The sequence below is a fragment of the Pseudomonas tolaasii NCPPB 2192 genome (assembly GCF_002813445.1).
GTDB lineage: Bacteria > Pseudomonadota > Gammaproteobacteria > Pseudomonadales > Pseudomonadaceae > Aquipseudomonas > Aquipseudomonas tolaasii.
Map to the genome: position 1 here is coordinate 2,799,926 of NZ_PHHD01000001.1, position 18,745 is coordinate 2,818,670.

The following is an 18,745-nucleotide window of genomic DNA, read 5'->3' on the forward strand; positions in this document are numbered from 1 at the left end:
TCGCATTCCAACCTGTGGGAGCGGGCTTGCCCGCGATGGCGTCAGAAGGGCTGCTAAACCACTTCCAGCCGAACCTTATGCTGGTTCAACAGCTGCACCAACGCCGGCACCGGCTGCTGGTCAGTCACCAGGCAGTCCACCAGGCTGATCGGCCCCAGGCGAATCATGGCATTGCGCCCGAATTTGCTGGAGTCCGCCGCCAGAATCACCTGGCGCGCGTTGGCGATAATCGCCTGGGAAACCCGTACTTCCTGATAATCGAAATCCAGCAGGCTGCCATCTTCGTCAATCCCGCTGATGCCCACGAGGGCAAAGTCGACCTTGAACTGGTTGATAAAGTCCACGCTGGCCTGGCCCACCACGCCGCCGTCACGGCGTACATTGCCGCCGGTGAGCAGAACATCGAAGTCGTCCTTGGCACTGAGCATGGTGGCGACGTTGAGGTTGTTGGTGATGATTTTCAAGTGGTTGTGGTTCAGCAACGCGCGGGCGATGGACTCCGTCGTGGTGCCGATATTGATAAACAGCGAGGCGTGATCGGGGATTTGCGCCGCGATGGCTTCGCCGATGCGCTGTTTCTCGTCGCGCATCTGGTCGGCACGCATGGCGTACGCGGTGTTTTCAACGCTGGAATCATAGGCCGCGCCGCCGTGGTAGCGGCGCAGCAAATTGGCGTCCGCCAGCTGGTTGATATCGCGGCGGATGGTTTGCGGGGTGACAACGAACAGCTGCGCCATTTCCTCGATACTGACGTAACCGCGTTCGCGGACCAGCTCGAGGATTTGTTGTTGGCGGGGAGGCAGATTCATGGGGCGTCCTTTGGGCTGCCATACAAAAGTGGCCCATGATGACGCAGGAATCCGCTCCCTGCCAGTTACAACCGGCTACAGGTCCGGCGCTTGGCTTATTCGGCGCCTTCGTGGGGCTCCCAGTCGCGGGTGCGGCTGACCGCTTTTTGCCAGCCGGCGTAGAGCTTTTCCTTGGCCGCTTCGTCCAGCTGCGGTTCGAATTCGCGCTCAATTACCGCCTTGCCGCGCAACTCTTCCAGGCTGCCCCAGAAGCCGCACGCCAGGCCTGCCAGGTAGGCCGCGCCGAGTGCGGTGGTCTCGCGCATTTGCGGGCGCTCGACCTGGGTGCCGAGGATGTCGGCCTGGAACTGCATCAGGAAGTTGTTCGCCACCGCGCCGCCGTCTACGCGCAGGGCCTTGAGGCGCTCGCCGGAGTCCTGTTGCATGGCGTCCAGTACGTCGCGGGTCTGGTAGGCGATCGACTCCAGGGCTGCACGAATAATGTGGTCCACGCGTACGCCGCGGGTCAGGCCGAACAGCGCGCCACGGGCATACGGGTCCCAGTACGGCGCGCCCAGGCCGGTGAAGGCCGGCACCAGGTATACGCCATTGCTGTCCTTGACCTTGCCGGCGAAGTATTCGGTGTCGGTGGCGTCGGCGATGATCTTCAGCTCGTCACGCAGCCACTGCACAGTAGAACCGCCGTTGAACACGGCGCCTTCCAGGGCGTAGGCCACTTCGCCACGCGGGCCGCAGGCGATGGTGGTGAGCATGCCGTGCTTGGATTTCACCGCCTTGTCGCCGGTGTTCATCAACAGGAAGCAGCCGGTGCCGTAGGTGTTCTTGGCCTGGCCGGCCTCTACACACATCTGGCCGAAGAGCGCGGCTTGCTGGTCGCCGGCAATGCCGCCGATGGCGATGCCACTTTTGGTGCGGCCGTAGATTTCCGACGATGACTTCACTTCCGGCAGCATTTCGCGCGGCACGTCGAGGATCTCCAGCATCTTCGCATCCCACTCCAGGGTGTGGATGTTGAAGAGCATGGTGCGCGAGGCGTTGGTGTAGTCGGTGACGTGGGTTTTGCCGCCGGTAAATTTCCAGATCAGCCAGCTGTCGATGGTGCCGAACAGCAGCTCGCCGTTGCGCGCACGCTCGCGGCTGCCTTCGACGTTGTCGAGGATCCACTTGAGCTTGGTGCCGGAGAAGTACGGGTCGGTGACCAGGCCGGTGGTGTCATTGATGTACTGTTCGTGGCCGTCGCGCTTGAGCTGCTGGCAGATCTCGGTGCTGCGGCGGCACTGCCAGACAATGGCGTTATAGATCGGGCGGCCGGTGACCTTGTCCCACACCACCGTGGTTTCACGCTGGTTGGTGATGCCGATGGCGGCGACCTGATCATGGTGCAGGCCGGCCTGGGCCAGCGCTTCGACCATCACCGCGCTCTGGGTGGCGAAAATTTCCATCGGGTCATGCTCGACCCAACCGGCTTGCGGGTAGTGCTGAGTGAATTCACGCTGGGCGGTGCAGACCACGTTGGCGTCCCGATCAAAGATGATCGCCCGCGAACTGGTGGTGCCCTGGTCAAGGGCAATGATGTAGTTCTTATTCTGAATGTCGGTCATGTCGATTGCCTTGCACGGAAATAAAGAAATGAGTAATCCGCCTGGGCCGCAAAAGGGCACTGGGCACCAGGCGGGTGTGATCAGGAAATACGCGTATTGCCGTTGACAGCCGTGTCAGGTGTTTCTTCATCTATAGCAGGTGCCGCGCTCGGCAGGTGGCGAGCGATCAGCCCGCGATAGGCCGCAGCGCCGAGGCAAGCGCCCACAATCGGCGCGAAAATCGGCACCAGGAAGTAAGGAATATCACGACCGCCGGTAAAGGCCATTTCACCCCAGCCGGCGAAAAAGGTCATCAGCTTGGGCCCGAAATCCCGCGCCGGATTCATCGCAAAGCCGGTCAGCGGGCCCATGGCGCTGCCGATCACGGCGATCAGCAAGCCGATCAGCAGCGGGGCCAGCGGGCCGCGAGGCAGGCCGTTGTTGTCGTCGGTGAGGGCCATGATCACGCCCATCAGAATGGCGGTGATGACCACTTCCACCAGGAAGGCCTGAGCCGTGCTCAGCAGCGCGTGGGGGTAGGTGGAGAACACCGACGCCAGTTCCAGGCTGGCCTGGGAGCCGCGAACCATATGGTGGGTTTGTTCGTAATCGAAAAACAGGTTGCTGTAGAGCGTGTACACCAACGCCGCCGAGCAGAAGGCGCCGGCGACCTGGGCGAGGATATAGAAGGGCAGTTTGCGCTTTTCGAAATCGGCAAAGATGCACAGGGCGATACTGACCGCCGGGTTGAGGTGCGCTCCGGAAATACCGGCGCTGAGGTAGATCGCCATGCTGACGCCCACCCCCCAGATGATACTGATCTCCCACAAGCCAAAGCTGGCACCCGCGACCTTGAGCGCAGCGACACATCCGGTGCCGAAGAAGATCAGCAGCGCAGTCCCCAGGAATTCGGCCATGCATTGGCTCGAAAGTGAAGGCTGTTGAAGAGCAGTTGTCATGGAAAACCTCAATTGTTGTTCTTGTCTGGCGCACCACCTCAACGTGTGGTTGCGCGATTTTCACCATGGTCAGGATCCCCATCCCGGCCGCAGCTTACTGCTGGAGTACTGAGGTGATATTCCTACAGTATTCGGAAACGAAAAAATATAGACAAGAATGACGGCTGTCAAAGGTCGAAAGTGAACGATCGGTCATTTTTGAACTATAGGTCTGGTGAATGATCACGCGGGGGGCGTAGGGTATTTGTCTTTCGAGGGGGCGTACTAGAGCCTTTTGCATGGGCTTGGCCTAGAATTGGCCCTCTGTTTGCCACGCCCGGAGCCTCCATGACCCCTGCATTGGACTTGTTGAAAAAAGTTCGCGCCGAACATCGCATCCACAGTTATGAACATGACCCCAAGGCTGCGTCATATGGCCTGGAGGCCGCGGAAAAATTGGGCCTCGACCCGGCGCAGGTGTTCAAGACGCTGCTGGCCAGCAGTGAAAAAGGCGAGTTGTTGGTGGCGGTGGTGCCAGTCGTCGGAAGCCTTGACCTGAAAGCCCTGGCGTCTGCTGCCGGGGTGAAAAAAGTCGAGATGGCCGACCCGGCGGCGGCGCAGCGCTCAACGGGCTATTTGCTGGGTGGCATCAGCCCATTGGGGCAGAAGAAGCGCTTGCGTACTTTTATAGATGTGACGGCGCAGCCGTTTGCAACGATTTTTGTGAGTGCGGGGAGGCGGGGGCTGGAAGTGGAATTGCCGGCAGCGGTGTTGGCCGAGCATACGCAGGCGAAGTTCGCACCCATTGGCCGTGCCTGACACTGGGCTTTAAGTGGGTGAGGGCCACTGTGGGAGCCGGGCTTGCCCGCGATGCAGGCGCCTCGGTCCTTAAGTTAAGCCGAGGTGATGCCATCGCAGGCAAGCCAGCTCCCACATGGTTGAGTGGGTTTCGTCAGTGCGCCGGGCTGTAGCGGCGCACGCCGGATTCACTCTGAGGGATCTGCGCGGCGGTACTGCCTGAGGCCTGAAACAACACCAGATGTTCCGCCGCAACCCGAATCCCCACATCCGCACCGACCTGATGATCGGCATGGCTCGGGAAAATCGATTCCAGCTGCGCACCCGTCGGCAGTTGCAGGCGGTACAGCGTGGACGCGCCGAGGAACGTCTTGCCGACGATGCGGGCTTTCAACGCACTGTCCGGCGCATACACGATGTCATCCGGACGCAACAATACGTCCACCGCGCCGCCGGTTGGCCAGGTGTAGGCGCGGTTGCCGCGCAAGTCACCCAACTCGGTGCTCACCGATTCCGGCGAGCTCAGTTGCCCACGAATGAAATAGCCCTGGCCGATAAAGCTGGCGACGTAAGGCGTCTGCGGTTCGTGATAAAGGTTGTAGGGCGTGTCCCACTGTTCCAGCCGTCCTTCCTTGAAAACCCCGACTTGATCGCTCACGGCGAAGGCTTCTTCCTGATCATGGGTGACCAGAATCGCGCTGGTGCCACGCGCTTTAAGGATGTCGCGCACTTCATGGCTGAGCTTGCGACGCAGCTCGCCGTCGAGGTTGGAGAAGGGTTCGTCCAGCAGCAACAATTGCGGTTCCGGCGCCAGGGCGCGGGCAAGGGCGACGCGTTGTTGCTGGCCGCCGGACAGCTCGTGAGGGAAACGCTTGCCGAGGTTTTTCAGGTTGACCAGTTCCAGCAACTCGGCGACCACCCGGTCTTTCTGCGGGTGCTTGCGAATGCCGAAGGCAATGTTGTCGGCCACGCTGAGGTGCGGAAACAGTGCGTAGTCCTGGAACACCATGCCGATACGACGTTTCTCCGGTGCCAGTGTGAAACCGGCGCTGGAGATCACTTCGCCGGCCAGGCTGATTTCACCTTCGTGCACCGGCTCAAACCCGGCAATCGCACGCAGGGTGGTGGTTTTGCCGCAACCCGATGAGCCCAGCAGGCAACCGATGTCACCGGCGTTGAGGTGCAGGTTGAGGTTCTGCACCACGCGTTGGTCTTGATAGCCGCATGCCAGATTGCGCAGGTTCAGCAGTAATGGCTGGCTCATGCGTGGTGGTACGACGGCGGGACGAGGAATTCAAGCAGCGCTTTCTGCGCATGCAGGCGGTTTTCAGCCTGATCCCAGGCGACCGAGCGCGTGTCATCGAGCAGGTCGAGGCTGATTTCTTCGCCTCGGTGTGCAGGCAAGCAGTGCATGAACAACACATCCGGCGCGGCCAGGTCGAGCAGGGCGCGGGTCACCTGGAACGGCGCAAACAGCGCAAGGCGCTTGGCGGTTTCTTCTTCCTGGCCCATGGAGGTCCACACGTCGGTGCTGACCAGGTGCGCGCCGACCACCGCATCACGCGGGTCGCGCAATACGGTGACGCGGTCACCGGCCTGCTCCAGGAAGCGCGCGTCGGGCTCGTAGCCCTCCGGGCAGGCGATGCGTAACTGGAAGTCGAACTGAATCGCCGCTTCTATATAGCTGTTGCACATGTTGTTGCCGTCGCCGATCCAGGCCACGGTCTTGCCCTGGATTGAGCCACGGTGCTCAAGGAAGGTTTGCATGTCGGCCAGTAATTGGCACGGGTGCAGGTCGTCGGACAGGCCGTTGATCACCGGCACGCGGGAGTTGGCGCAAAATTCGGTCACGGTGCTGTGGGCAAAGGTACGGATCATGACCGCATCGAGCATGCTCGACAGCACGATGGCGCTGTCGGCAACCGGCTCGCCACGGCCCAGTTGGGTGTCGCGCGAGGACAGGAAGATGGCCTGGCCGCCGAGCTGGATCATGCCGGCTTCGAACGACACGCGGGTGCGGGTCGAGGACTTTTCGAAAATCATCCCGAGCACACGGTTTTTCAAAGGCTCGAACAGTACGCCGCGGTTACGCAGGTCTTTAAGCTCAATGCCTCGACGGATCACACTGACCAGCTCTTCGGGCGTGCAATCCATCAGGGAGAGAAAGTGCCTTGCGCTCATCATTAACTACCTTTTTGCAACAGACCGCAGATACTCAAAGCCTTGTTTATTGTGACAACGGGCGAGACCTGCGGCGAAAGCCGCACGGGGCGACGAAATAGGGGAAGGCGCGATCTTATAATTAAATGTCGCGTCTTACCAATAGGGCTACGGTTTTTAAGGGTGTTCAAGAAGGGCGCCGGGGCGCTTTTGAAGACAATTTCCAGACAGCAGCGGGCCATTTGTACACTGGCGTCGAGACATTTTGCAATGCGCGGAGGCGGCTCCAGGCCGGGCTGCGTCGGTTTTAGAGCCTCGCGAGCGGTCTCTGAAACATTTGCTCACGCTTGGCCATGTCCCGGCCTGATGCGGGTGGATTCACAGCGCAAACGATAGTGGTGCCCGGCCCTGTCGCAGCCCATAGTGCGATCAAAGCCCTGATAAAGAGACTGGCCATGACCAAGACTCTCCACCACCGTGCCTGCCATCTGTGCGAAGCCATTTGTGGCCTGACCCTGGAAACCACTCAGGCTGAGGACGGCAGCCTCGCGATCACCTCGATCAAGGGCGACCCGCAGGACCCCTTCAGTCGCGGGCACATCTGCCCCAAGGCCGTGGCACTGCAGGACATCCAGAACGACCCCGACCGTCTGCACCAACCCATGCTGCGCGTTGGCAGCGAGTGGCAACCGATCCCGTGGGAAGATGCGTTTTCGCTCGTGGCCGAACGGCTGGCGGGCATTCAGGCCCGGCATGGTCAGAACGCCGTGGCGGTCTACCAGGGCAACCCCAGCGTGCATAACTACGGGCTGATGACCCACAGCAATTATTTTCTCGGCCAGTTGAAGACGCGCAATCGCTTCTCCGCGACCTCCGTGGATCAACTGCCCCATCACCTCACCAGTTACCTGATGTATGGGCACGGCCTGCTGCTGCCAATCCCGGACATCGACCACACCGATTTCATGCTGATCCTCGGCGGTAACCCGCTGGCGTCCAATGGCAGCATCATGACCGTGCCTGATGTGGAGAAGCGCCTCAAGGCCATCCAGGCCCGGGGCGGCAGAGTGGTGGTGGTTGACCCGCGTCGCAGCGAAACGGCGGCGATGGCTGACCAGCACCTGTTTGTACGTCCCGGTGGGGATGCGGCGCTGTTGTTCGGGGTACTCAACACCTTGTTCAGCGAACACCTGACCCGTGACAGCCACTTGCCGGTTGCAGGTCTGGATGACGTGCGTCAGGCGATTGCGGGGTTTACCGCCGAGGCCATGAGCCGTCAGTGCGGCGTACCTGCCGAGCAGATTCGCCAGTTGGCGCGGGACTTTGCCGCCGCCGACAAGGCGGTGTGTTACGGGCGTATGGGCGTATCGACCCAAGCGTTTGGCACGCTGTGCCATTGGCTGGTGCAACTGATCAACCTGGTGACCGGCAACCTGGACCGCGTCGGTGGTGCTTTGTGCACCTCGCCGGCCGTGGATTTGGTCGCGTCGACAGGCGGCGGGCATTTCAACCGTTGGCAAAGCCGGGTGTCGGGCCGCCCTGAATACGGTGGCGAGTTGCCGGTGTCCGCTTTGGCTGAAGAAATGCTTACCGAAGGAGAAGGGCAAATCCGCGCACTGGTGACGGTGGCGGGCAACCCGGTGTTGTCGACGCCCAATGGCCGGCAGCTGGAAAAGGCGCTGGACGGGTTGGAGTTCATGGTCAGCATCGACCTGTATATCAACGAGACCACGCGCTATGCGGACTTGATCCTGCCCTCGACCTCGGCGCTGGAAAACGATCATTACGACACCACATTCAATATGTTTGCGGTACGCAATGTCACCCGCTTCAACCGCGCGATTCTGCCAAAGCCCGACGGGGCGCTGCATGACTGGGAGATTTTTGTCGGCCTGGCCAGGGCCTTCGCGGCGCAGGCCGGCGCGACGCTCAAACCGACCCTGCCGCCTGCGCAGATGATCGACTTCGGATTGCGCGCAGGGGCTTATGGTGATGCTTCCGAGCACAAATTGTCGGTGGCGATGCTGGCCGATCATCCCCATGGCGTTGACCTGGGGCCGCTCAAAGCCAACCTTGCCGCACGTCTGAAGACGGCTGATGGCAACGTGCAGGCCGCGCCGGCGGTGATTCTCGCGGACCTGGCGCGGTTTGCCGCGCAACCTGCGCCGTCAGCCGACGAGCTGTTGCTGATTGGTCGCCGCCACGTGCGCAGCAATAATTCCTGGATGCACAACTATCATCGCTTGGTGAAGGGCAAGCCGCGCCACCAATTGTTGATGCACCCTGAAGACCTTGCCAGCCGCCAATTGAATGATGGCCAGCGTGTGCGCGTCAGTTCGCGTATCGGCATGATCGAAGTGGAGGTGCTGGCCAGCCTGGACATGATGCCCGGCGTGGTCAGCCTGCCTCACGGATGGGGCCACGGCCGTCCGGGCGTGCAGATGGCTATCGCGAGCAGCCAGCCGGGGGCGAGTGCGAATGACCTGACCGACGAGCGGCAACTGGATGAATTGTCCGGAAACGCCGCGTTGAACGGCGTCCCGGTGCAGGTGGCTGCCGCATAAGGGCCGAGCACTGCGCTGGAATTTTGCGTTACAATGCGCCACCGTGCCGACCTGTGAGTCGCAAAGTTCCAGCCGAGGTGTTCCATGGATATCATCGAAACGATCAAAGAGCAGATTGCCAACAACACCATTCTGCTTTACATGAAGGGCGCGCCAAACGCTCCTCAGTGCGGTTTCTCCGCGAAGGCTTCCCAGGCCATCATGGCGTGTGGCGAGAAATTCGCTTACGTGGATATCCTGCAAAACCCTGAAATTCGCGCCAACCTGCCGAAATACGCCAATTGGCCAACTTTCCCGCAACTGTGGGTGGCCGGTGAACTGGTCGGCGGCAGCGACATCATCGTTGAGATGGCGGCCGATGGCTCGCTGCAAACGCTGATCAAAGAAGCAGCGGCCAACGCGGCAGCCAAGACTGACGCCTGATTCGCCTGCAATAAAAAGCCCCGCTTCTCGACAGAGAGCGGGGCTTTTTTGTGGCCGATGAACGAGGGCTTATTCGCCCATCTGCGATTGCAGGTAGTTCTCCAGGCTGACTTTGACGATCAGGCCCAGTTGAGTTTCCAGCCAGTCGATGTGTTCTTCCTGATCTTCCAGAATGTCTTCCAGCAACTCACGGCTGCCGAAGTCGCCCTTGGTTTCGCAGTGGGCGATGGCGGCCTTGAGATCGCTGTGGCTCTTGTGTTCGAACTTCAGGTCGCTGCTGATCATTTCCTCGGTGTGCTCACCGATATTCAGCTTGCCCAGGTCCTGCACGTTCGGCAGGCCTTCCAGGAACAGGATGCGCTTGATCAGCGCGTCCGCGTCTTTCATGGCCTTGATGGATTCTTTGTATTCACGCTTGCCGAGCTTTTCCAGGCCCCAATCGTCGTACATGCGCGCATGCAGAAAGTACTGATTGATCGCGACCAGTTCATTGGCAAGGATTTTATTGAGTTGCTGGATGACTGAGATGTCGCCTTTCATGACTGGGGTCCTGCCCTGTAATAGCTGTGTATGGGCGGAGTTTGAGCGGCGAAAACCTGAGTGTCAAACCTAAGTTATTGAATAATAAATGAAAATTAATCGGAATAAGAATGTTTGTGTTCCGCGTCTTGGCGCTAACTAATTGAATTAAAGGCATAAAAAAACCGGACGCCAGGTCCGGTTCTTTAAAACACGCAAAATTAAGCGTGTGTAAATTCTGCTGAATAGGGGAGCGCAGCCTGGGCTGTTTGTAGCTGCGTCAGGGTTTCCCGTACCACTTGCTTGGCAAGGCAAGCACATTTGCCGCACTGGCTGGCAACGCCGGTGGTTTCACGCACTTCCTTGTAGCTGCAGCAACCTTCGTAGATTGCTTCGCGGATTTGTCCGTCGGTGACGCCAGTACAGAGGCACACATACATAAGGGAGAACCGTCGCGGGTTTAAGGCTTAAGTGCGATGGATCTTAATGTTAACGAGAATGATTGTCAAAGTAGATTCATGGGACTTTGCTCGCACTGACGAACGGTTTTTTCCGTGTATGATGGCCGGTCTTCACGAAGCGTGATTGTGTCACAGGGCTGTCGCTTGACCGCGGCAGACTCGGGGCCGGTCCTTTTACTTCAATCGTCACCCTTGCATCAGGAGAAACCCAATGAGCGTACTCGTCGGCAAACAAGCCCCGGATTTCGACGTACCTGCCGTCCTCGGCAATGGCGAAATCGTAGACAGCTTCAAACTGTCTGAAGCCATCAAAGGCAAATACGGCCTGGTGTTCTTCTACCCGCTGGACTTCACTTTCGTCTGCCCTTCGGAGCTGATCGCTCTGGACCACCGCATGGACGATTTCAAGGCGCGCAACGTTGAAGTGGTAGCCGTTTCCATCGACTCCCATTTCACCCACAACGCCTGGCGCAACACGGCCATCAACGATGGCGGCATTGGCAAAGTCAAATACACCATGGCTGCCGACATGAAGCACGACATCGCCAAGGCCTACGACGTTGAGTCCGAAGGCGGCGTGGCTTTCCGTGGCGCGTTCCTGATCGATGACAAGGGCGTTGTTCGCTCCCAGATCATCAACGACCTGCCACTGGGTCGTAACATGGAAGAGCTGATCCGTTTGGTTGACGCGCTGCAATTCCACGAAGAGCACGGCGAAGTCTGCCCTGCCAACTGGAAGAAAGGCGACAAAGGCATGAACGCTTCGCCAGAAGGTGTTGCGGCTTACCTGACCGAGAACGCTGGCAAGCTGTAAGCCAGATTCGCGGGACAAAAAAACCGGCCTGTGAGGGCCGGTTTTTTTTGTGGCGAGCGGGCTTGCCCCGCGTTGGGCTGCGAAGCGGCCCTATAACCAGGCACCGCGGTTTTCCTGAATCAATCGCGGTGGCTTTATTGGGGCTGCTTCGCAGCCCAACGCAGGGCAAGCCTGCTCGCCACAGGAAGCCGGTCAGTCGTTGAAGTCTTCCCAACCGCCCATGTCTTTCCAGCGATTGACGATGCCGCAGAACAACTCGGCAGTCTTCTCGGTGTCGTAGCGCGCCGAGTGAGCCTCACGACCGTCAAAGTCGATACCGGCAGCCTGGCAGGCTTTCGCCAGCACGGTCTGGCCATACGCCAGGCCGGCGAGGGTGGCGGTGTCGAAACTGGAGAACGGGTGGAACGGGTTGCGCTTCATGTCCAGCCGCGCCACGGCGGCGTTCAGGAAGCCCAGGTCGAAGCTGCTGTTGTGGCCCACCAGGATCGCCCGTTTGCAGCCGTTGGCCTTCAACGCCTTGCGCACGCCACGGAAGATGTCGGTCAGCGCCGCCTCTTCGCTCACAGCCATGCGCAGCGGATGATCGAGCTTGATCCCGGTGAACTCCAAAGCGGCGGCTTCGATGTTCGCACCTTCGAACGGCTCGACGCGGAAGAAGTGGGTATGTTCCGGGAACACAAAGCCCTGTTCGTCCATGCCGATGGTGGTCGCGGCAATTTCCAGCAGCGCGTCGGTGGCGCTGTTGAAACCACCGGTTTCTACGTCGATGACAACCGGCAGATAGCCGCGAAACCGCTCGGCCATCGGGTGACGGGAGCCGCCACCACTGTGCTCGTGTTCGTCATCGTAATGGTCTTCACTCACTTGCTTTCCTCCAGCAGGCGCCAGCGCAGTGTCTCACCGGCGCGCAGCGGGATAACAGTCAACTCGCCAAACGGCAGGCTGGCCGGGGCGGTCCAGTCTTCACGAACCAGGGTGATGCGGTCGGTGTTCGCCGGCAGGCCATAGAAGCGCGGGCCGTTGAGGCTGGCGAAACCTTCGAGCTTGTCCAGGGCGTTGCGCTGCTCAAACGCTTCGGCGTACAGCTCGATGGCGGCATACGCGGTGTAGCAGCCGGCACAGCCGCACGCCGCTTCCTTGGCGTGCTGGGCGTGAGGCGCCGAGTCGGTGCCGAGGAAGAACTTCGGGCTGCCGCTGGTGGCGGCGTCCAGCAAGGCCACCTGGTGGGTGTTGCGCTTGAGGATCGGCAGGCAATAGAAGTGCGGCCGAATCCCGCCCACCAGCATGTGGTTGCGGTTGTAAAGCAGATGGTGCGCGGTGATGGTCGCACCAACGTTGGCCGAAGCTTCGTTGACGAACTGCACGGCGTCAGCCGTGGTGATGTGCTCAAACACCACTTTCAGGGTCGGGAACAGCTCGACCACACGGCGCATGTGCTCATCGATGAAGATCTTTTCACGGTCGAACACATCGACGTCGCCACGGGTGACTTCGCCGTGGATCAACAGCGGCATGCCGACTTCGGCCATGGCTTCGATGGCGGGCAGGATCTTGTCGATGCTGGTCACGCCGGAATCGGAGTTGGTGGTCGCGCCTGCCGGGTACAGCTTGGCGGCGTACACGAAGCCGCTGGCCTTGGCCTCACGAATTTCTTCGGGCTGGGTGCGATCGGTCAGGTAGAGCACCATCAACGGTTCGAAGCGGCTGCCGGCCGGGCGCGCAGCGAGGATGCGCTGGCGATAGGCGTCGGCTTGCTCGGCATTCCGCACCGGAGGTACCAGGTTAGGCATGATGATGGCGCGGCCAAACGTGCGCGCTACATCGGCCACAGTTTGGGGTAACGCAGCACCATCGCGAAGATGAATGTGCCAGTCGTCGGGACGCAGCAGGGTCAGGCGGTCGGACATTGGGGATTCCAGGCGGGTCAATCTGGTGGGAATGCTACCGGAAAAGACTCTTGCAGGCACTCGCTATCAAGTTTTGCTGCACGCGTCCGATATCCCTGGGTATGCCTTAACGACGTATGACGCTTTGAAGTGTTGTAGAAACCAGTGGAGCCTCCCGTGCGCCAGCATTATCTAGCCCTGCTCAGTGTGTTCGCCAGCCTGCCTGCGATGGCCCTCACGTTTCAGACACGTCTGGAAAATATTGAGTGGAAGGTAGAAGGCGACCCGTTCGAGTGCCGTCTGACCCAGCCGATCACCGATTTCGGCTCGGGTGAGTTCGTGCGCCGCGCGGGCGAGCAGGCCACATTTCGTCTCAAAGCCTATAGCGGCGCACTGGGCGCGGGTTCAGCGACACTGTTGGCCGCCGCAGCACCCTGGCAGCCGGGCCGAGGTGATATCAACCTCGGTGCCGTGCGCGTGGGCAGCGGCGATGTGCTGTTCAACAGCTCTCAGGCCCAGGCCGGGCGGCTGTTCACCGGCTTGCTCGAAGGCCGCAGCCCCACCGTGCGGCATTACGGGCGTGAAGGCGGTTACTCGGAAATTCGCCTGCTGCCGGTCAAATTCACCAAGGCCTATAACGACTATCAGCTCTGTACGGCCAAACTGCTGCCGATGAACTACGACCAGGTCAAACAGACCGAAGTCGGGTTCCCCGGTGGTGGCATCGAGCTGGACGCGGCGGCCAAGAAGAAGCTGGACGTGGTTCTGGCGTTCCTGAAGGCCGACCCCACAGTCAACCACATCGAGTTAAACGGCCATTCCGACAACAGCGGCAACCGCCTGACCAACCGTGATGTCTCGCGCCGTCGTGCGCTGGCTGTCTCGGACTACTTCAAGGCCAACGGCATTCCCGAGTCGCAGATCACCCTGCGCTTTCACGGTGAAAGCTACCCGCTGGCGCCCAATACCAATGCCGCCAACCGGGCACGCAACCGTCGCGTAAACATCCAGCTTGAACGGGTGGCTGCCCCCGAGAAGCCGGCACCGCAAGCCGCTGCACCCGGCAACGCGGCGCACACGACATAAAGTGCGACCACCGGTCGCGCACTCGACAGAATCTGTCGCTTTATCTTCATTTGCTGTCGCGCCCCTGTAATTCCATGGTTTTGGCCGGTAGAATCGACGCCTTTCCGTACAACCCCGTGGAGTGATGGCATGGCCGACGTAAACAAGGTCGTTCTCGCGTATTCCGGCGGCCTGGACACTTCGGTGATCCTCAAGTGGCTGCAGGATACGTATAACTGTGAAGTGGTGACCTTCACCGCTGACCTGGGTCAGGGCGAAGAGGTCGAACCTGCACGTGCCAAGGCGCAAGCCATGGGCGTGAAAGAGATCTACATTGACGACCTGCGCGAAGAGTTCGTCCGCGATTTCGTCTATCCGATGTTTCGCGCCAACACTGTCTACGAAGGCGAGTACCTGCTGGGTACCTCCATCGCACGTCCGCTGATCGCCAAGCGCCTGATCGAAATCGCCAACGAAACCGGCGCCGACGCCATTTCCCATGGCGCCACCGGCAAGGGCAACGACCAGGTGCGTTTCGAACTGGGTGCCTACGCCCTCAAGCCAGGCGTGAAAGTGATTGCCCCTTGGCGTGAATGGGACCTGCTGTCCCGTGAAAAGCTGATGGACTACGCTGAAAAGCATGCCATCCCGATCGAGCGTCATGGCAAGAAGAAGTCTCCGTACTCGATGGACGCCAACTTGCTGCACATCTCCTATGAAGGCGGCGTGCTGGAAGACACCTGGACCGAGCACGAAGAAGACATGTGGAAGTGGACCGTCTCCCCGGAGAACGCTCCAGACAAGCCACAGTACCTGGAACTGACCTACCGCAACGGCGACATCGTCGCGCTGGACGGCGTCGAAATGACCCCGGCCACCGTGCTGGCGACCCTGAACCGTGTCGGTGGCGAACACGGTATCGGTCGTCTCGACATCGTTGAGAACCGTTACGTGGGCATGAAGTCCCGTGGCTGCTACGAAACCCCGGGCGGCACCATCATGCTGCGCGCTCACCGCGCCATTGAGTCCATCACCCTGGACCGCGAAGTGGCTCACCTCAAAGACGAGCTGATGCCCAAGTACGCCAGCCTGATCTACACCGGCTACTGGTGGAGCCCTGAGCGTCTGATGCTGCAACAGATGATCGACGCGTCCCAGGTCCATGTGAACGGCGTTGTGCGCTTGAAGCTGTACAAGGGCAATGTGATCGTGGTCGGCCGCAAATCCGACGAGTCGCTGTTCGACGCCAACATCGCCACTTTTGAAGAAGACGGCGGCGCCTACAACCAGGCGGACGCGGCAGGCTTCATCAAGTTGAACGCCCTGCGTATGCGCATTGCGGCTAACAAGGGTCGCAAGCTGTTCTGATTGGTTTTTGTCGTGAGAAATGGCCCCTTGTTCAAGGGGCCATTTTTTTTGCCTGTGTATAACGAAGTAGCCGGTCATTCTCGATGTTTAATCGTGTTTGCCTGGTGTTTATGTTTGTTGTGTTTAAAAGTTGTGATCCGGGTTTTGCTGCGCCTTTGTTTTTACAGGGAAGAATGATTTTTTAACACCTGAGCAGGAACTATGTCCTACAGAAAAATCACTACTCAACTGTGAGGTGCGTCTAATGCGCTGAAATTTCTGTAGGAATAAAGGAAGTTAGAAAATATGTTGTATGGAACTAAAAGTGTCGGATCTTTTTCAGTGGTTCATCTACGCGCCTGCCATGCGCAATGGGCATTTGCTGAAAGTCTTGTGAGGCCCGTTTACCCTGTCGCCCTTGAGTGGGGGATATTTCATTCAAGATATGTACGTCTCCGGAAAGTTCTGAAAGGCTCCATAAAATTGCGTATATCCGAATTAGCGATTTTTTGTAGGCTCATTCCTATATCGTTGTGGGGTGGGTCTCTGCTTGCCGTTGTTTGGGGGGTAACGCCATGCCAACTGGCAAACGACTAGGCTATTGTGTTTGCTCTAAATAATTCGAACAGCGAAATTGGACTTTCTCATGAATAAAGTGCTGATCGTGGATGATCATCCCGTCATTCGTCTTGCTGTGCGCATGCTAATGGAGCGTCATGGTTATGAAGTCGTTGCAGAGACTGATAACGGTGTCGATGCGTTGCAACTTGCACGGGAACATGTACCGGACATTGTCATTCTGGATATCGGGATACCCAAGCTCGACGGGCTGGAGGTTATTTGCCGCCTGGCCTCAACCAAGCAGCCGGCGCCGTTCAAGGTGCTGGTGCTGACGTCCCAGGCCCCCGGGCATTTCTCCATGCGATGCATGCAGGCCGGCGCGGCGGGTTACGTGTGCAAGCAGCAGGACCTCACCGAGTTGCTCAGTGCCATCAAGGCCGTTCTCTCGGGCTACAGTTACTTTCCGAACCAGGCCCTCAATTCGGTCCGTTCCACCATGGGTAACGCCAGTGAGGCGGACATGGTCGAACGCCTTTCAGGCCGGGAGATGATGGTGTTGCAGCAATTGGCGCGCGGCAAGACCAACAAGGAAATTGCCGACGGCATGTTCCTCAGCAACAAAACCGTCAGCACCTACAAGACGCGTCTGTTGCTCAAGCTCAATGCGCGGTCCCTGGTAGACCTTATCGAGCTGGCCCAGCGCAACGGCCTGGTGTAGGAGAGCACGTAACACACGATTGAAGTCTGAATAACCGGCAGAAAAAAGCCTCCGTCAGGGAGGCTTCCGGTCGTCAACAGGTCGATCAGAGATCGAAGTCGTAATCGGCCAGTTGTTTTTGCAAACGTCGCTCTTCCAGCAGGTTGTCGATGGTGCGGCGTTTGCTCAAATTGGTCTTGGCTACCTCTGCAACGGGTGCATCCCCATCGTCATCCGCCTCTGCAACGAGGTCGTCTTCTACATCCAGTTGTTCTTTGCCAGTGCTCATAAGGTTAACTCCAGGCTAAGAGTGCCGTTGGGGCTCCTTATAACGATAATCCATGAACGGGTAAAAAAGATTTTTTCAATCGACTGATCGAGAAAACCAATGAAGCCTCAATCGTCGGACGTCTTGTCCTTGTATTCGCACAAGTCTTCGATGCGGCAGCTCCCGCAACGCGGCTTGCGGGCCTGGCAAACGTAACGACCGTGAAGGATCAGCCAGTGGTGAGAGTCGAGCAGATACGGCTTTGGCACGAACTTCATCAACTGCTTTTCCACGTCCACCACATTCTTGCCGCGCGCAATACCGGTGCGGTTACTGACGCGGAAAATATGCGTGTCCACCGCCATGGTCAGTTGCCGGAAGGCGGTGTTCAGTACCACATTGGCGGTTTTACGGCCCACACCCGGCAAGGCTTCCAGTGCCTCACGGGTCTGCGGGACTTCACTGCCATGCAACTCGACAAGCAGCCGGCACGTCTCGATCACATTCTTGGCCTTGCTGTTGTACAGGCCGATGGTCTTTATGTACTCGGACAACCCCTCCACCCCCAAGGCATAAATGGCCTCTGGCGTATTGGCCACCGGGTACAGCCTGGCGGTGGCCTTGTTGACGCCAACGTCAGTGGATTGAGCCGACAGAATCACCGCAATCAGCAACTCGAAGGGCGTGCTGTAGGCCAGCTCGGTTTTGGGTTCCGGATTGTCTTCGTGAAACCTGCGGAAAATTTCCAGGCGTTTTGCGGCATTCATGGGGCGGGAAGTTCCTGGCAGACGGTCAGCGGGATTGTATCAATACGCACAGTAAAATTTTTGCGGGTCAGGCGTTGCCGTGGGCATCCACTTGGCGCTGCGCCTCATCAACGGCGCCTTGCGCTTCGGCCAGTTGCTGCGGCTCAGCGTTTGAATCCTGAGCTTTTTTCAGCGCCGCGCGGCGCATCGCCAGCTGGATTTTGGCGCGTTTCAGGTCCGCGTTATTGCCTGTCGCAGCCACTGTCTTGGGTGCGGTATCCACTTCCAGTGCAGCCAGCGCTTTTTCCGCCGCCTCGAACTGCTGTTGCAGGACGATCAATTGCGATTGTTGTTCAAAGGTGGGCGGATGACCAAAAGCTTTCAAGGATTTGTGCAGTTGGGCACGGCTCATGGCAACGGTGACCTTGGCTTTCTTGACCGCCGTATCCCGGGCTGTAGCGGCCTCCACAGGGAGTGCCGGCGCCGGGCGCTTGGCCCGCGCCAGGCGCTCGGCGAGCTTCTGAGCCTCCTCGCGCTGCAATCGTGCATTGCGTTGTTCATAACGCCGCCGCGCACGGTCGCGTTTGAGGCTGCGTTGGTGGCGCAGGTCTTCGCTGGTGGCCATGCCGCCGACAATCGGCACTAAGCCGGCTGCCGGGCGCATCTCGATGCAGTCAACGGGGCAGGGCGCCACACACAGGTCGCAGCCGGTGCATTCATCCATGATCACGGTGTGCATCAACTTCGCGGCGCCGACAATCGCATCCACCGGGCATGCCTGGATGCACTTGGTGCAGCCAATGCATTCGGCCTCGCGGATATAGGCGACCTGGGCCGGCGCTTCCCCGCGACTGGTGTCCAGGTCCAGCACGGGCACACGCAACAACTGCGCGAGACCCGCGATGGTTTCCTCGCCGCCGGGCGGGCACTTGTTGATCGCCTCACCGAGCGCGATCCCCTCGGCGTAAGGTTTGCAGCCCGGGTGCCCGCATTTGCCGCACTGGGTCTGCGGCAACAGCGCGTCGATACGTTGAATCAGGTTCATGGGGTGATCAATGGCATGCCGGTTAAACAAACAGGCGCTGATTATCCGGCAAGCGGGAAAGGGG

General features: G+C 59.4%; 18 protein-coding genes and 1 pseudogene. 7 read left to right on the forward strand and 12 right to left on the reverse strand.

Annotated features, from left to right (window positions below):
* Positions 1-53 precede the first annotated feature (53 nt).
* From ATI14_RS12905 to ATI14_RS12915, 3 genes are all read right to left on the reverse strand, one after another.
* The gene (locus ATI14_RS12905) at positions 54-809 is read right to left on the reverse strand and encodes a DeoR/GlpR family transcriptional regulator (protein ID WP_010212755.1); all 756 of its coding nucleotides are present in this window, start codon (positions 807-809) and stop codon (positions 54-56) included.
* Positions 810-904: 95 nt separating this feature from the next.
* Positions 905-2,410 carry a glycerol kinase GlpK gene (gene glpK, locus ATI14_RS12910; RefSeq protein WP_016970742.1) on the reverse strand — a complete coding sequence of 502 codons (1,506 nt, stop codon included), beginning with the start codon at positions 2,408-2,410 and terminating at the stop codon, positions 905-907.
* 80 nt (positions 2,411-2,490) lie between these two features.
* On the reverse strand, positions 2,491-3,348 hold the full coding sequence (locus ATI14_RS12915) for an MIP/aquaporin family protein (RefSeq protein ID WP_016970743.1): 858 nt from the start codon (positions 3,346-3,348) through the stop codon (positions 2,491-2,493).
* A 327-nt stretch (positions 3,349-3,675) separates the two neighbouring features.
* On the opposite strand from ATI14_RS12915, the gene ybaK reads away from it, so the two are divergent.
* Positions 3,676-4,146 (forward strand): Cys-tRNA(Pro) deacylase, encoded by a 471-nt coding sequence (ybaK, locus tag ATI14_RS12920; RefSeq protein ID WP_016970744.1) that lies wholly within the window; start codon positions 3,676-3,678, stop codon positions 4,144-4,146.
* A 133-nt stretch (positions 4,147-4,279) separates the two neighbouring features.
* On the opposite strand, the gene ATI14_RS12925 is transcribed toward ybaK, so the two are convergent.
* Both ATI14_RS12925 and argF read right to left on the reverse strand, forming a co-directional pair.
* Positions 4,280-5,389: an ABC transporter ATP-binding protein gene (locus ATI14_RS12925; protein ID WP_016970745.1), complete on the reverse strand. Its 1,110-nt coding sequence runs from the start codon at positions 5,387-5,389 to the stop codon at positions 4,280-4,282.
* Positions 5,386-6,306, reverse strand: coding sequence for an ornithine carbamoyltransferase (gene argF / locus ATI14_RS12930; protein ID WP_016970746.1), 921 nt, complete (start codon positions 6,304-6,306; stop codon positions 5,386-5,388). Before argF ends, ATI14_RS12925 begins: the two co-directional genes overlap by 4 nt.
* A gap of 434 nt (positions 6,307-6,740) precedes the next feature.
* Here argF and ATI14_RS12935 point away from each other — a divergent pair, with 434 nt between their 5' ends.
* Both ATI14_RS12935 and grxD read left to right on the forward strand, forming a co-directional pair.
* The gene (locus ATI14_RS12935; protein WP_016970748.1) at positions 6,741-8,849 is read left to right on the forward strand and encodes a molybdopterin oxidoreductase family protein; all 2,109 of its coding nucleotides are present in this window, start codon (positions 6,741-6,743) and stop codon (positions 8,847-8,849) included.
* 84 nt (positions 8,850-8,933) lie between these two features.
* Positions 8,934-9,272 (forward strand): Grx4 family monothiol glutaredoxin, encoded by a 339-nt coding sequence (gene grxD / locus ATI14_RS12940; protein ID WP_016970749.1) that lies wholly within the window; start codon positions 8,934-8,936, stop codon positions 9,270-9,272.
* Positions 9,273-9,341: 69 nt separating this feature from the next.
* Here the strand turns inward: grxD and bfr are convergent, their stop codons facing one another.
* Together bfr and ATI14_RS12950 are read right to left on the reverse strand one after the other, a co-directional pair.
* The gene (gene bfr / locus ATI14_RS12945) at positions 9,342-9,812 is read right to left on the reverse strand and encodes a bacterioferritin (protein WP_016970750.1); all 471 of its coding nucleotides are present in this window, start codon (positions 9,810-9,812) and stop codon (positions 9,342-9,344) included.
* 200 nt (positions 9,813-10,012) lie between these two features.
* Entirely contained in the window at positions 10,013-10,231 is a 219-nt protein-coding gene (locus tag ATI14_RS12950; RefSeq protein ID WP_010564137.1) for a bacterioferritin-associated ferredoxin, read from the reverse strand.
* A gap of 232 nt (positions 10,232-10,463) precedes the next feature.
* On the opposite strand from ATI14_RS12950, the gene ATI14_RS12955 reads away from it, so the two are divergent.
* The gene (locus ATI14_RS12955; RefSeq protein WP_003172097.1) at positions 10,464-11,066 is read left to right on the forward strand and encodes a peroxiredoxin; all 603 of its coding nucleotides are present in this window, start codon (positions 10,464-10,466) and stop codon (positions 11,064-11,066) included.
* A gap of 192 nt (positions 11,067-11,258) precedes the next feature.
* Here ATI14_RS12955 and rnt read toward each other — a convergent pair whose 3' ends face one another.
* Positions 11,259-11,930 (reverse strand): ribonuclease T, encoded by a 672-nt coding sequence (gene rnt, locus ATI14_RS12960; protein ID WP_016970751.1) that lies wholly within the window; start codon positions 11,928-11,930, stop codon positions 11,259-11,261.
* Complete coding sequence (pyrC, locus tag ATI14_RS12965) at positions 11,927-12,973, reverse strand: dihydroorotase (protein ID WP_016970752.1); 1,047 nt, start codon at positions 12,971-12,973, stop codon at positions 11,927-11,929. Before pyrC ends, rnt begins: the two co-directional genes overlap by 4 nt.
* A gap of 156 nt (positions 12,974-13,129) precedes the next feature.
* Between pyrC and ATI14_RS12970 the strand changes: the two genes are divergently transcribed.
* From ATI14_RS12970 to ATI14_RS12980, 3 genes are all read left to right on the forward strand, one after another.
* The gene (locus ATI14_RS12970; protein ID WP_016970753.1) at positions 13,130-14,038 is read left to right on the forward strand and encodes a flagellar protein MotY; all 909 of its coding nucleotides are present in this window, start codon (positions 13,130-13,132) and stop codon (positions 14,036-14,038) included.
* A 129-nt stretch (positions 14,039-14,167) separates the two neighbouring features.
* Positions 14,168-15,385 carry an argininosuccinate synthase gene (locus ATI14_RS12975; RefSeq protein ID WP_016970754.1) on the forward strand — a complete coding sequence of 406 codons (1,218 nt, stop codon included), beginning with the start codon at positions 14,168-14,170 and terminating at the stop codon, positions 15,383-15,385.
* A 625-nt stretch (positions 15,386-16,010) separates the two neighbouring features.
* On the forward strand, positions 16,011-16,643 hold the full coding sequence (locus tag ATI14_RS12980; RefSeq protein WP_016970755.1) for a response regulator transcription factor: 633 nt from the start codon (positions 16,011-16,013) through the stop codon (positions 16,641-16,643).
* 85 nt (positions 16,644-16,728) lie between these two features.
* Here the strand turns inward: ATI14_RS12980 and ATI14_RS12985 are convergent, their stop codons facing one another.
* From ATI14_RS12985 to rsxB, 3 genes and pseudogenes are all read right to left on the reverse strand, one after another.
* Entirely contained in the window at positions 16,729-16,911 is a 183-nt protein-coding gene (locus tag ATI14_RS12985; RefSeq protein WP_016970756.1) for a PA3496 family putative envelope integrity protein, read from the reverse strand.
* A gap of 107 nt (positions 16,912-17,018) precedes the next feature.
* A complete protein-coding gene (gene nth, locus ATI14_RS12990) occupies positions 17,019-17,657 on the reverse strand; it encodes an endonuclease III (protein ID WP_080520205.1) in 639 nt (212 codons plus the stop codon).
* A gap of 637 nt (positions 17,658-18,294) precedes the next feature.
* A pseudogene (gene rsxB, locus ATI14_RS32005) lies at positions 18,295-18,669 on the reverse strand (electron transport complex subunit RsxB); the annotation flags it as partial.
* Positions 18,670-18,745: the final 76 nt, after the last annotated feature.